This is a genomic window from Nesterenkonia sp. Act20 (assembly GCF_019173455.1).
In the GTDB taxonomy this organism is placed as follows: Bacteria; Actinomycetota; Actinomycetes; order Actinomycetales; family Micrococcaceae; genus Nesterenkonia.
This window is the reverse complement of the sequence record NZ_JADPQH010000002.1, coordinates 289,679-302,203: the sequence shown is the minus strand read 5'-3', so window position 1 is coordinate 302,203 and position 12,525 is coordinate 289,679. Positions and strand designations below refer to the sequence as shown.

Genomic DNA, 12,525 nt, shown 5'->3' with positions numbered 1-12,525 from the left:
GATTCACCCTAGCGAGACGCCGCCGCTCACCGTCAACGCCACGGCCGTGCCGAGCAGCAGGAACGGCCCGAAGGGGACCACCGTCTTGGCGGTGGCGCGGCCCGAGATCAGCAGCCCGGCGGAGATCAGTCCGCCGAAGAGAAACGACAGGACGACGGCGACGAGCACAGTGGCCCAGCCCAGGAAACCCGCGTAGAGACCGAGGACCACGGCGAGCTTCACATCGCCCATGCCCAGCGCGCGGGGGCTGATCATCCGCACGATCAGAAACGATGTTCCCCAGACGAAGGCTGCTGTGAGGGCTCGCAGAGCGGCACCCGGCTCGCCGAGCAGCAGGGCGGTGATGACCAGCAGACCCAGCGCGATCCCTGTCCAGGGGTAGATGATCCGGTTCGGCAGCCGATGTTCGCGGAGGTCACTGAAGCTGAGCGCGAGGGCGCAGACGGCGAAGGTCACCCCGCCCAGCAGCAGCATCACGCCGGCCAGCGCCTGGGTCAGCGAGCCCGAGACAAGCAGCTCCACGATGAACGCAATCACGCCCCCACCCTAAGGTTCATCCCCCGATCAGGGAATGGGCGTGGCGGGAATGTGGAGGGCTCAGACCTCGCCGATGGAGGTGACCACGTCGGCGCGGCCCTCGGAGAGCCGGTAGGTGACGCCCATGACCGCGGTTCGACCTTCTGCCACGGCGTCGTGGAGCACTCGTGAGTGATCCACAATCCGATGCGCGGTCTGCTTCACGTGTTCTTCCACCGTCTCGTTCACACCGGTGATGCCGGCGCGCTGCGCGGCGAGCACCGAGGGTGTGATCCGTTCGACGAGGCTGCGCACGAATCCGGTCGGGGTGACTCCGGATTCGGTGGCCTGCAGCGCGGCGGTGACGGCGCCGCAGGAGTCATGGCCGAGCACCACGATCAGTGGGACCTTCAGCTCGGAGACGCTGAATTCCAAAGACCCGAGCACGGCGTCGTCGGTGACCTGCCCTGCCGTGCGAACCACGAAGATATCCCCCAGACCGACATCGAAGATGATCTCCGCAGCGAGCCGGGAGTCAGAGCAGCCGAAGATGACAGCAATCGGGTGCTGGGACTCGGTGAGCGAGTTCCGTCGGGCGGCGTCCTGGTTGGGGTGCTTCGATTCGCCGGAGACGAAGCGCTCGTTACCGGCCTTGAGCCTTTCCCAGATCTCAGCAGGAAGCGGCTGCGCCGCCGTGGTCGTTGCGGTCATTCTGCAGGTCCTCCGTCGTCGTCCACTGACTGGTCTGCCTCTACTTCTACACCAATCGCCTCGGTGACGGCGTTGAGGAAGGTCTCGAACTGTTCATCCGTGCCGGTGCCGCCCAGCACGATCGCGGTGCCGTCGATGGTGTTCTCCTCGGCCTCGAGCACGTAATACCGGCGGTCCTCCGACTCGCGGACCTCGAAACGCAGGCCCGCAACGGTCTCCTCGCCGGTGGTGCCGCCCTGGCGGGTCTCTTCGTTGACCCAGGCGGGATTAGGCTCATCGGTCTGCGAGAAGCTCAAGAAGCTCGACTCGTCCAGGGAGTAGCCCACCTCCCAGGCGGTGACGCCGAGCTCCGCGCGGTTCTCCCAGCGGGCGTAGTTCGCGCTCCACCCCTCGGGAACCTCGGGCGCGATGGCCGCGTAGTCGGTCACATCGTTGGTCCAGGCGGCGGCCTCGGTGACGTTCTCATCCGGGGTGAAGCTGACGTCCTGCTCAGGCCGGAGCCCCATGACCGCGAAGACGCCCAGCAGGGTCACCGCCACGGTGATGACGATGCCGATGAGCGGCTGATTCATCCGCTTGGCCTGGGACTCGGTCAGCTGCGGGGTGGGGGTCTCTTCTTGCTCGGTCACCCTCCCATTGTCGCACCGTCGACGGACATGGCAGGCGCACCGTCGACGGGCATGGCAGGCGCACCGTCGACGGCCTTCTCGTGTCCGGCTGTCCGGCGCGATGCCCTGGCGCGCGGTTATGATCGTTGCAGGTCGGCGATGAGGCCGGCCACAAGCCGAGACGAGAAGGTGGCCCCAGCCCATGAACGATTCTTCGCAGCCCCGCGATACGCGCTCCGATGATGGTTCGTCCCAGGACTTTTCACATCTCTCCGCTCGCCTTGCCGTCGGGGACTCTGAACCAGACCGCCACCTCGCCATGGAGCTGGTCCGTGTGACGGAAGCCGCCGCGATCGCCGGCGGCGCCTGGGTCGGCATGGGGGACAAGCTCACCGCAGACGGGGCGGCAGTGGATGCCATGCGCTCCCTGCTGGACACCGTCAACCTCAACGGGATCGTGGTCATCGGTGAAGGCGAGAAGGACGAAGCGCCGATGCTCTTCAACGGGGAGCGGGTCGGCAACGGCACCGGACCCGAGGCCGACGTCGCGGTGGACCCCATCGACGGCACCCGGCTGACTGCCCTGGGCTATAACAATGCGCTCGCCGTCCTCGCCGTGGCCGAGCGCGGCACCATGTTCGACCCCTCCGCCGTCTTCTACATGGACAAGCTCGTCACCGGTCCTGAGGCCGCCGATCTGGTGGACCTGCGGCTGCCCGTCAAGCAGAACCTGCATCTGATCGCGAAGGCCAAGAACAAGCGGATCAGCCAGGTCAACGTCTGCGTGCTGGACCGTCCGCGCCACTCCAAGCTCGTCGATGAGATCCGCGAGGCCGGCGCCCGCGTGCGCTTCATCATGGACGGCGACGTGGCCGGCGGCATCGCCGCAGCCCGCGAAGGCTCCGGCGTGGACGTGCTGATGGGGGTCGGAGGCACCCCGGAGGGCATCATCACCGCCTGCGCCATCAAGGCCGTGGGCGGAGTGATCCAGGGGCGGCTCGCGCCCGTGGACGACGACGAGGCGCAGAAGGCGCTCGACGCCGGCCACGACGTCAGCCGGATCCTCACCACCGAAGAACTCGTCACCAGCGACAACTGCTACTTCGCCGCCACCGGCATCACCGACGGCGACCTGCTGCGCGGCGTGCGCTATCAGGGCGACAAGGTCACCACGCAGTCGATGGTCATGCGCTCGAAGTCCGGCACCGTCCGCATCATCGACGCCGAGCACCAGGCCCGCAAGTGGGAGTCCTACACCCGGAAGTAGTCGGGGTCGCGGTGCGAGTCGATCTGAGGAGGGAGCCCGTGGTGCCGGAAGAGTCCTCAGGAGCCACAGACATCGAGAGCAGGCAGATGCGTCTGCGCTACGCCGGGAGGTGTCACCTGTGCGGCACGGATCTGCCCCCGCGGACCGAGGCGCTGTATTTCCCGCTCCTGAAGAAGGTGGCTTGTCTTGACTGCCCAGAGACGGTGGAAACTGACGCCGCCGTTCCGGCACCGCTGGGTCGCGGCCGCGCGGGGCTGGGCGCACAGAGGGAATACGAGCGTCGCAGGGCCCGCGACGAAGCGCGCACCCGGGAGAAATGGGGACGCTTCGGTGGCATCGCGGTCGCGCTGAGCCAGGAGAAGCAGAGCACCACCGCCTGGGCCATCGGCGCCGAGGGGGAGCGTCGCATCGGGGCGCGCCTGGACAGAGTCGCTGAGGAGCTCGGCGGCCTGGTGCTGCACGATCGCAAGATTCCGGGCTCGCGCGCAAATATCGACCACATCCTCATCGTGCCCAGCGGAGTCTGGGTCATCGACGCCAAGCGGTATAAAGGCAAGGTCGAGGTCCGGCGCAGCGGAGGGTTCCTGACACCTCTGGTGGAGAAGTTGATTGTCCGCGGCCGCGACTGCACCTCTTTGGTGGAACAGTCCCTCAGGCAGGTCAACCTGGTGCGGGAGCAGGTCCCCGCCGTCCCCGTCACCGGAATGCTCTGCTTCCACGGAGCGGAATGGCCTCTGGGTGGTCATCTGCGCATCCGCGGCGTCCAGATCTTGTGGCCCAGACGCGTCAGGAGGGTCGTCCGCACGCGGAGCGCCGCCTCTCTCGACGTCGAAGCCATCGCCGAGCGGCTCGCCGGACACTTCCGCGCCGCTGGGTGATGGCTGCGCGGGATTGCGTCCCGCCGGGCAGCAGTGACAGGTCTTCGCGACCTGATTACTGTGAGCCCATGACCTTCGCGAATGTAGGCACGCTGGGAGTTGCGCCCGGCGCCCGAGACCAGGTCGTCGCGATCCTGACTCGGAGCAATCCAGAGATGGAACAGGCAGGGTGTCTGCTCTATGAAGTCGGCACCAGTGAGGAGCACCCAGACACGGTGTTCGTCATGGAACTCTGGAGCTCCGCCGAGGCGCACCGGAAGTCGCTGGAGCTGCCGAGCGTGCGTGCGCTGATCGAGGAGGCTATGCCTCTGCTCTCTGGAGAGATGGACGGCGATCAGTTCCAGGTCCTCGGTTCCCCGCTGCGCCCGTCGCACTGAGCACCCGCCCATACGTCGGTCTTGGGCTCACGGCCTCTTGAGCTCACTGTTTCTTGAGCATCACTGCACCTCGGCGTCGGGCGGGGCGATCTGGTGACGCCGGGAGTTGTCCGCTGAGGCGACCCCCGGCACTCCCGCAAGGTTCGCCGCCCCAGCAGCCTCCTTGGTGTGACCGGTGATCTGTCCCAGGCTTCGCAGCACTTTGTCGATGACCAGCCCTGAGGCTTCAAGCTCGGAGACCACCTCGTCCATGGTCTCGAGATGTTGGTCGTCCACGGTGATGATCCAGTGCTCCGCCGTCATGATCCGGTCCCCTCCGGTGCGCCGTTGCTTTGCTTGGGGGCCGCGGCCTCCGCGCTTCCCAGAGCTGGGATCACGGCCAGCCCGGCCCCCACATCAGCCGTCTCCGCGCCCTCCAGCGGGAGCGCCGTGCGGATCAGCTCATCCCAGAGCTCCTGGCCGCGCAGGCCGGTCGCACCGGCCAGAACTGCCGCGATCCCTGACACGTGCGGGGTCGCCATGGACGTGCCGCTGATGCTGCGGAACAGTTCTGGGCGGGGCCAGGAGGAGTAGATGTCCACTCCTGGTGCCGCGATGTCCACCTCCCCGCCGTCGTGGGGGAGGGATCGGGCGGAGAAGTCGGCGACCTGCAGCGCCGAGTCCACTGCACCCACGGCCATGACGAAGGGACTGTTCGCGGGGGCTCCCACGAAGCCGGGGTCCCCGGCACTGCGCCCGGCATTGTTCCCCGCCGCGGCGACGAGCAGCGAGCCCTGTTCCAAGGCTCGCCGGCCAGCGGTGACATACGGCGGATGGACCTCGCGCACATCTGCTCCCAGTGACATGGAGATCACCTGGCACCCGTTCTGCAGCGCCCAGTCGATCCCGGCCAGGATAGAAGTGTCGGAGCCTGACCCGTCCTTGCCCAGCACCTTGCCGGAGAAGATCTCGACCCCGGCGGCAACTCCGTATCCGGGTCCGCTCTGCGTCATCCACGGTCCGCAGGCGGTGCCGATGCAGTGGGTGCCGTGACCATGGACATCCTCGGGGCCCTCACCAGAGATGAAGGACTCCAGCGTCACGCTGCGCCCTACGAAGTCCGGGTGAGAGGCGTCGAACCCGGTGTCCAGCACGGCCAACCGCATCTTCTCGCCGGTCTGTCCGCTGGCCTGGGCATAGCGGATCTGGATCGCCTGCAGCCCCCAGGTCAGCTCGGTGCTGTCCAGGGCGCTCCGGGCGGCAGCCTCCACCGGACCGGCGCTCGGGTCAGACGCACTGGGATCAGACGCGCTCGCATGAGCGACGCCCGGCTGTGCAGGTGCGGGATCGGCGCCGCTCGGCGGGGCCGTGATGGCGTAGTAGGTGAGCTCCGGGCTGTAGCTCATCGGCCGACGTCGTTCTCGGCATCTTCCGCTGAATGCCTCCAGTTCCTCGGGGTCACCGTCGACCACACCCACCCCGAGCCGTGGGAAGTACACGTCGGTGGAGAATCCTTGGGCGCTGAGCAGTCCCGGTGCCTCACGTTCCAGGACCTCAGAGTCGGAGGTGTCGAATGTCACGACAAAGCGTCGCATGGCCGTCCCACCCATCCGTAGAGCTGGCATGTGTGCCCAGGCTAAGGTCGGAACCTGCGAATCAGCCTGGTGGCCGCGCCGGAGTGGGCAGCGGGACGATCATCGGCCATCTGTCCGCCAGGCAACGCTCGCCTCAGAGGGTGTTTCCCTGTGCAGGCCCGGCGGGGTCATGGCGCATAATTGGGGACTGTGACGCGACCCGAGAGCTCCCCAGCGCCGAGAGACGCCCCCCGCAGCCCCGAAGGCACCCCGCGGGTCGGGGTGATCGGTGACGGCCAGCTGGCCCGGATGATGGCACCCGCCGCCGTCGAACTCGGCATCGAGCTGCACCTGCTCGCCGGGTCCGCCGACTCCTCCGCTGCGCAGGTCATCCCGCACACCACGCTCGGGGACTACCGCGATCCGCAGACGGTCAGCGCCTTCGCCACAGACCTCGACGTGATCACCTTCGACCACGAGCACGTGCCCGCCGAGGTGCTCTCCGCGCTCGCCGAAGCCGGCACCGCGATGCACCCCGGGCCCGAGGCGCTGATCTACGCGCAGGACAAGCTCGAGATGCGACGCGCGGTCGAGGAGCTCGGCCTGCCGAATCCCCAGTGGGCCGAGGTGCACACGGTGGCGGAGCTGCTCGAGTTCGGCGCGGAGACCGGATGGCCCGTGGTGCTGAAGACTCCCCGCGGCGGCTACGACGGCAAGGGAGTGCGCATGATCGACTCCCCCGAGGAGGCCGCCGCCGCCCAGGATTGGTTCGATCGCGCCGCCGAGAGCCCGACAGGACTGCTGGCCGAGCAGAAGGTCCCCTACACCCGCGAGCTCTCCGCCCAGGTGGCGCGCTCCGCCGCCGGGGAGACCGTGCCCTATCCCGTGGTGGAGTCCACCCAGACCGACGGCGTCTGCGACGAGGTCATCGCCCCGGCCCCGCACACCAGCAGCACCCATATCGAGGCCGCAGAACGCATCGCCCGCACCATCGCCGAGAAGCTCCAGGTCACCGGCATGCTCGCAGTGGAGCTCTTCGAGATCAGCGAAGACGCCGCGGACCCGGAACGCGGGATCATCCCCGGGATCTACGTCAACGAATTGGCCATGCGACCGCATAATTCGGGTCACTGGACCATGGATGGATCCATCACCAGCCAGTTCGAGCAGCACCTGCGCGCGGTGCTGGGGCTGCCGCTGGGCGCCACCGAGGTCAAGGGCGGGGTCGGCGGCTACACCGTGATGAAGAATCTGCTCGGCAGCTCTGCGCCGGGGGAGCGTTCACTGCACAACTCCTTCGCTGCTGCGATGCGCCGCTCCCACGGCTCCAAGATCCACCTCTATGGAAAAGAAGCACGCCCTGGTCGCAAGATCGGACACGTGAACATCCTGACCCAGACGCATTCCCCGCAGGAGAGCTGGGAGACACGCCGCTCACGGCTGCAGCGCGTCCGCCGAGCTGCCGCCGAGGTTGCCGAGATCATCGTGGAAGGACCAGCATGAGCCAGCCCAGCGAGCACCCCGATTCGGGCCACACCACGGCCAAGGTGGCGCTGGTGATGGGGTCGAACTCCGACTGGCCGGTCATGCAGGCGGCCGCTCAGGCGCTGGATGAATTCGGCATCACCTTCGAGGCCGACGTCGTCTCCGCTCACCGGATGGCGGAGGAGATGCTCCACTACGGCAAGACCGCGCACACCCGCGGCATCCGGGTCATCATCGCCGGCGCCGGTGGGGCCGCGCATCTGCCCGGCATGCTCGCCTCGGTGACCCCGCTGCCGGTGATCGGCGTCCCCGTCCCGCTGAAGCACCTGGACGGAATGGATTCACTGCTGAGCATCGTGCAGATGCCCGCCGGAGTCCCCGTAGCCACCGTCTCCGTCGGCGGAGCCCGCAATGCGGGACTTCTCGCGGTGCGGATGCTGGCCGCGGGTGACACCTCCCAGGCCGCCGAGCTGCGCGCCAAGCTTCTGGACTTCCAGACCACCCTGGCGGCCGAGGCCCACGCAAAAGGGGCCCGGCTGCGCGAGGAAGCCGCCGAGCTGGGGACGTACCGCGCCCGATGACTGACTCCGCCATCAGCTACCACCGGTTCAGCAGTCAACCGGATGTGATCCGCAGCCCGCAGCGCGGCTCGGAGACCGACCGCACCCGCCGCGCGTTCATGCTGCTGACGCTGACCCTGTTCATCCCGGGCGGCGCGCAGATCGCGGCTGGCTCCAAGCGGCTCGGCCGGATCGCGCTGGCCGTCACTGTGGCTTGCTGGTTCACCGCGCTGCTGCTGGGGCTGATGTTCCTGACCATGCGCGGCGTCGTGCTCTCCATGCTCACCCAGCCCTTCATGCTGTGGCTCTCTGCGGTGATCCTGGGGGCGCTCGCGCTGGGCTGGCTGCTGCTCTGGCTGGATACCTTCCGGCTGATCCACTTCGCCTCACTCGCCCCGGGGATGAAGCCGATCGTCGCCGTCGTCCTGGCGGTGCTGATGATTCTGACCACCGGCGGGCTGGGCTACGCGGCCAAGCTGGTCAATGAGGGCCGGGCCACGCTGGGCGGCATCTTCTCCAGCGGACCGGGCGTCCCTGCCGTCGACGGGCGCTACAACTTCCTGCTGATGGGAGCCGATGCGGGGGAGGGCCGCACGGGCCTGCGCCCCGACTCGATCCACGTGGTCAGCGTCAATGAGGACTCGGCCGAGACGATCATCTTCTCCATCCCGCGCAACTTCCAGAACGCCCAGTTCAGTGAGGATTCGCCGTTGAACTCGGTGTACCCCACCGGATATGACTGCGGCAACGAATGCATCATCAACTCGCTCTACACCGATGTGATGAATAACCACCAGGACCTCTACCCCGAGGCCGAGGATCCCGGCGCGGAGGCCATGATGGACGCGGTCTCCGGCAGCCTGAACCTCGAGGTCTCCGGCTACGTGATGATCGACATGGGCGGTTTCGAGAACCTCATCGACGCCATGGGCGGGGTCTCCGTGGACTCCGGAGGCTGGGTGCCCTACCGCGGCCCGCTGCCCGACGGCACCTGGGGCGACAACTGGTGGGCTCCAGGGGTGTACAACTTCTCCGGCCAGGAGGCGCTGGCCTACGCGCGGTCACGCACGTTCAGCTCGGACTACAACCGGATCCAGCGTCAGCAGTGCATCCAGCAGGCCATGATCTCTCAGTTCAACCCGCAGACCCTGCTGACCCGTTTCAGCGAGATCATGACGGCCGGGGAGAACGTGGTGGAGACCAACCTGCCGCAGTCGCAGCTGGGTTCCTTCCTGGATCTTGCGGTGGACGCCAAGGATCAGCAGATCCAACGGCTGGTGCTGGGCGCCCCGGACTTCGAATCCGAGGGTGAAGGTGATCTCTTCTCCACCTACCCGGACTTCGATCTGATCCAGCAGCGCGTGGACCAGCTGATCGCCAATGAACAGGACGACGACGGCGGCGCATTCGGTTCCGCAGGGTTCCTCCCGGCGCAATCCGGCGTTCTTGGTGTGATGCTGCCGACAGCCGTCCAGGCTTCGCCGCAGGCCGCGGACGCTGTGGAGGACGACGAGGCGCCCATCGACGCCACCCCTCCACCGACCCAGCCTGACGGCTCTGAGCTGACCCGGGAGTTCCTCGTGCAGGCTCAGCTGAACGGGCAGACGGACATCCTGGAGCAGGCCGCCTCCACGAATTACCTCTGCGATCCGGTGAACTAGGGCTGGTAAGGTTCCCCCGATGTTCAGGATGATCAACCCCGTGCGCGAGTACGCATGGGGTTCCACGACTGCGTTCAGCGAGCTCTTCGGCTGGGCTGCTTCGGCGTCCCCACGCGCCGAGATCTGGATGGGCGCACATCCTGGCGATCCGTCCTCGCTGGAGCTGGACGCCTCGGCGGCCGAGTCCGCCGGCTTGGCCCACCTCGCTCACCCGGGCGACTCCGCCGACTCGGCCGCACATTCTGTGACGCTGCCGGAGTACTTGCAGCGCTCTGGGGAGGCGCCCGGCAGCTTTCCCTTCCTGCTGAAGGTCCTGGCGGCCGAGCAGCCGCTCTCGATCCAGTCTCATCCGACGGCGGCCCGCGCCCAGGCCGGCTTCGCCGCCGAAGAATCCTCCGGGCTGCCGCTGGATTCCCCGACGCGCAGCTATAAAGACCCGAGCGCGAAACCCGAGCTGATCGTCGCGCTGACCGAGTTCTCCGCGCTGTGCGGCTTCCGGCCCTACGCCGAGGCCGCCGCAGAGCTCAGTGGTCTGGCGGAGGCGATGGCCCGCGACGCCGGCGGGTCAGCACCGACCGTCTCCGCCGTTCTCGCGCGGCTGCAGCAGCACGTTCAGGCCCAGGAGTATTCGAGCGCGCTGGAGTACCTGCTGCGCAGCGGACGCGCGGAAGCCACCGATGCGGCCGGAGAGCTCAGCGCACTCCTTGCGGACGGGCGCCTGGGCTCGGGGCTCCATGCCGATGCCGCGCAGATGCTGCAGCATATTGCGCGGGACTTCCCGCGGGATCCGGGGATCTTCGTGACCCTGCTGCTGAACCGGCTCCTGCTGGCGCCGGGGGAGTCGATCTACCTGCCGGCGGGCAACCTTCACGCCTACCTCCACGGGGTAGGGGTGGAGATCATGGCGAACTCGGACAACGTCCTGCGCGGAGGCCTCACCAACAAACATCTCGACGTGGACGAGCTGCTCAGCGTCACGGATTGTGAGGTGCTGCCCGTGCCCCACTGCCCCGTCCAGGAGATGCTCCCAACTCCTCCGCGAAGGCTGCGCTACGAGGCGCCCTTCGAGGAGTTCCAGCTGGAGAAGTTCGAGTTCCCGGGCGAGGCGACCCTGGACGCGTCGGGCCGCGGAATCCTGCTCTGCACTGCGGGCGAGATCACGCTGAGCGCGCCCGCAGCCTCCGAGCCCCCTCGTACGCTGACCCTCACCCCCGGGACCTCGGCCTTCCTTCCGGAGACCGCGGGCCACCGGGTCGGCGCCAGCGAGTACGCCCAGGCCTTCTTGGCCACCACCTCCCACTTCAGCCCCGCCACTCTCGACAGCCCTGCCTCGCATCACTACCCGGCCTCCCACGACAGCCCAGACCAGGAGCATCCCCGCCCATGATCAAGAAGCTGTACTGGCGCATCCGCGAGCTCATCGTCACGCTGTGGCGCGAGGTCGCGAAGTTCGGCGCCGTCGGCGGTGTCGCGTTCATCATCGACTCCGCGATCTTCCTCTGGCTGATCAGCGGGCCGATGGACGACTCGCAGCTCAAGGCGAAGGTGGTGGCCGGCGTCGTCGCCACGCTGTTCTCCTGGGTGGCCAACCGCTATTGGACCTTCCGGCACAAGCGCTCCACCGGGAAGGCCCGGGAGCTGGTGCTGTTCCTGGTGATGAACGCGATCGGGCTCGGCATCCAGACCGGCTGTGTGGGCATCGCGAAGTATGTGCTGGGCCTGACCTCGGTGACCGAGGTATTCGTGGCCGGCAACGTGATCGGGCTCGTGCTGGCCACCATCTTCCGGTTCTTCGCCTATAAGTACTGGGTCTTCACGACCGATCGCACCCACGCCGCAGACCTGCCCACCGAGCAGGATCCAGCCGCCGACGCCGCCCGCCCAGGGGCGCAACCTCATCGATAGGGCAGAAATCGTCGGAATGGCGGCCCGTCGGGGCGCCTATTCCGACGATTTCTGCCCAACAGATGGGCACCGAGCTTGGATGCGCGCTTAGCTCACGCCTTCATTGCGCAGCAGCTGCTCCCAGGCGGCGGGCTGTGCCGCGGGATCGCCTTGGAAGAGCACGACAGGGCGGCTGTGCGCCCAGGCCTGAAGCAGCTGCGCCAGGACGACGACGCCGGCCGGCCCGGTGGCCTCCACGCCTGCGCCCCAGCGGTCGAGCGTCCAATCCTGCCAGTCCACGCTCGGTTCGCCGCCGGTGAGCACGAGGCCCCCTTGTGCAGAGGACTGCTCATCAGCCTCGGGGAGCGCCACGGGGGTCAGGGGTGCGGGCAGCTGGTCCGGGTGCTGACGGACCTCCGCGGAGATGTCCAGCACCCATGCGGGCAGGGCCTCACCCGTGGCCTCCTCGTAGGAGGCGTCCAGCAGCCCGGGGGAGAGCGCCGCAAGCTCTGCCTCCCCGAGGGACTGTGCCAACGCGCCGGCACCGGTCCAGTCACCCGGCCGGTCCGTGATGATCAGCGCAGGAGCCAGCGCTGCGGCGGCGGCTGCGCGGGCGTCGTCGTCGGCCTCGGCCGCCCCAGACGCAGCTTCAGACGCGGCCTCGGCCGCCTCGGACGAAGCTTCAGACGCGGCTCCGGACGCGGTCACGGTGACCGACCACCCGAGCGCTCCTGCGGCCAGGACCACCGCGGCAGCCTTCCAGTGCGCATCGGCGTCCACGAGGACCGCGTCGCCGGGCTCGAGCTCAGATTCCTGGGTGAAGAGCCCGATGAGCTTGACCGCCCAGTTCTGCAGCACCCGTCCGGAGAGCTCCACACGTTCGGCACCGTCGGCGTCCACGGCGCCGCCGTACCAGGTCACGGCCGGCTGGGGGCGTGATTCGAGGAGGTCCAGCAGGGCGGGGAAGGTCTGCGGAACCTGATCGGGTGAGCCTGAAAGTGTGAGCGGTGTCATAAAAGTCCTCC

General features: G+C 67.9%; 14 protein-coding genes. 8 read left to right on the top strand and 6 right to left on the bottom strand.

From position 1 onward, the window contains the following. Window positions 1-3: 3 nt before the first annotated feature. Genes IY716_RS11020 through IY716_RS11010 form a run of 3 tightly spaced genes read right to left on the bottom strand, consistent with a single transcriptional unit; the run spans window position 4 to window position 1,856 of the window. Window positions 4-537, bottom strand: coding sequence for an A24 family peptidase (locus IY716_RS11020; RefSeq protein ID WP_218221757.1), 534 nt, complete (start codon window positions 535-537; stop codon window positions 4-6). A 60-nt stretch (window positions 538-597) separates the two neighbouring features. Then, on the bottom strand, window positions 598-1,227 hold the full coding sequence (locus IY716_RS11015; protein ID WP_218221756.1) for a carbonic anhydrase: 630 nt from the start codon (window positions 1,225-1,227) through the stop codon (window positions 598-600). Next, window positions 1,224-1,856: a DUF4245 domain-containing protein gene (locus IY716_RS11010; RefSeq protein WP_218221755.1), complete on the bottom strand. Its 633-nt coding sequence runs from the start codon at window positions 1,854-1,856 to the stop codon at window positions 1,224-1,226. The genes IY716_RS11015 and IY716_RS11010 overlap by 4 nt, the downstream gene beginning before the upstream one ends. Before the next feature lie 181 nt (window positions 1,857-2,037). On the opposite strand from IY716_RS11010, the gene glpX reads away from it, so the two are divergent. The 3 genes from glpX to IY716_RS10995 all read left to right on the top strand — a co-directional run bounded on the left by glpX (window position 2,038) and on the right by IY716_RS10995 (window position 4,357). Next, entirely contained in the window at window positions 2,038-3,102 is a 1,065-nt protein-coding gene (gene glpX / locus IY716_RS11005; protein ID WP_218221754.1) for a class II fructose-bisphosphatase, read from the top strand. A gap of 38 nt (window positions 3,103-3,140) precedes the next feature. Further along, the gene (locus IY716_RS11000; RefSeq protein ID WP_369699691.1) at window positions 3,141-3,980 is read left to right on the top strand and encodes a nuclease-related domain-containing protein; all 840 of its coding nucleotides are present in this window, start codon (window positions 3,141-3,143) and stop codon (window positions 3,978-3,980) included. A 68-nt stretch (window positions 3,981-4,048) separates the two neighbouring features. Next, on the top strand, window positions 4,049-4,357 hold the full coding sequence (locus tag IY716_RS10995) for a putative quinol monooxygenase (RefSeq protein ID WP_218221753.1): 309 nt from the start codon (window positions 4,049-4,051) through the stop codon (window positions 4,355-4,357). 60 nt (window positions 4,358-4,417) lie between these two features. Here IY716_RS10995 and IY716_RS10990 read toward each other — a convergent pair whose 3' ends face one another. After that, on the bottom strand, window positions 4,418-4,660 hold the full coding sequence (locus IY716_RS10990; RefSeq protein WP_218221752.1) for a hypothetical protein: 243 nt from the start codon (window positions 4,658-4,660) through the stop codon (window positions 4,418-4,420). Continuing rightward, window positions 4,657-5,961, bottom strand: a complete 1,305-nt coding sequence (locus IY716_RS10985) for a S8 family serine peptidase (protein WP_218221751.1) — start codon at window positions 5,959-5,961, stop codon at window positions 4,657-4,659. The genes IY716_RS10990 and IY716_RS10985 overlap by 4 nt, the downstream gene beginning before the upstream one ends. A gap of 159 nt (window positions 5,962-6,120) precedes the next feature. Between IY716_RS10985 and IY716_RS10980 the strand changes: the two genes are divergently transcribed. Genes IY716_RS10980 through IY716_RS10960 form a run of 5 tightly spaced genes read left to right on the top strand, consistent with a single transcriptional unit; the run spans window position 6,121 to window position 11,521 of the window. Continuing rightward, entirely contained in the window at window positions 6,121-7,413 is a 1,293-nt protein-coding gene (locus IY716_RS10980; protein ID WP_218221750.1) for a 5-(carboxyamino)imidazole ribonucleotide synthase, read from the top strand. Next, window positions 7,410-7,976: a 5-(carboxyamino)imidazole ribonucleotide mutase gene (gene purE, locus IY716_RS10975; RefSeq protein ID WP_218221749.1), complete on the top strand. Its 567-nt coding sequence runs from the start codon at window positions 7,410-7,412 to the stop codon at window positions 7,974-7,976. The genes IY716_RS10980 and purE overlap by 4 nt, the downstream gene beginning before the upstream one ends. Continuing rightward, window positions 7,973-9,616, top strand: coding sequence for an LCP family protein (locus IY716_RS10970; protein ID WP_218221748.1), 1,644 nt, complete (start codon window positions 7,973-7,975; stop codon window positions 9,614-9,616). The genes purE and IY716_RS10970 overlap by 4 nt, the downstream gene beginning before the upstream one ends. A 19-nt stretch (window positions 9,617-9,635) precedes the next feature. Then, complete coding sequence (gene manA / locus IY716_RS10965; RefSeq protein ID WP_218221747.1) at window positions 9,636-11,003, top strand: mannose-6-phosphate isomerase, class I; 1,368 nt, start codon at window positions 9,636-9,638, stop codon at window positions 11,001-11,003. Beyond that, the gene (locus IY716_RS10960; RefSeq protein WP_218221746.1) at window positions 11,000-11,521 is read left to right on the top strand and encodes a GtrA family protein; all 522 of its coding nucleotides are present in this window, start codon (window positions 11,000-11,002) and stop codon (window positions 11,519-11,521) included. Before manA ends, IY716_RS10960 begins: the two co-directional genes overlap by 4 nt. An 87-nt stretch (window positions 11,522-11,608) precedes the next feature. Here the strand turns inward: IY716_RS10960 and IY716_RS10955 are convergent, their stop codons facing one another. Beyond that, on the bottom strand, window positions 11,609-12,514 hold the full coding sequence (locus IY716_RS10955) for a TIGR03089 family protein (protein WP_218221745.1): 906 nt from the start codon (window positions 12,512-12,514) through the stop codon (window positions 11,609-11,611). Between the last annotated feature and the right edge of the window lie 11 nt (window positions 12,515-12,525).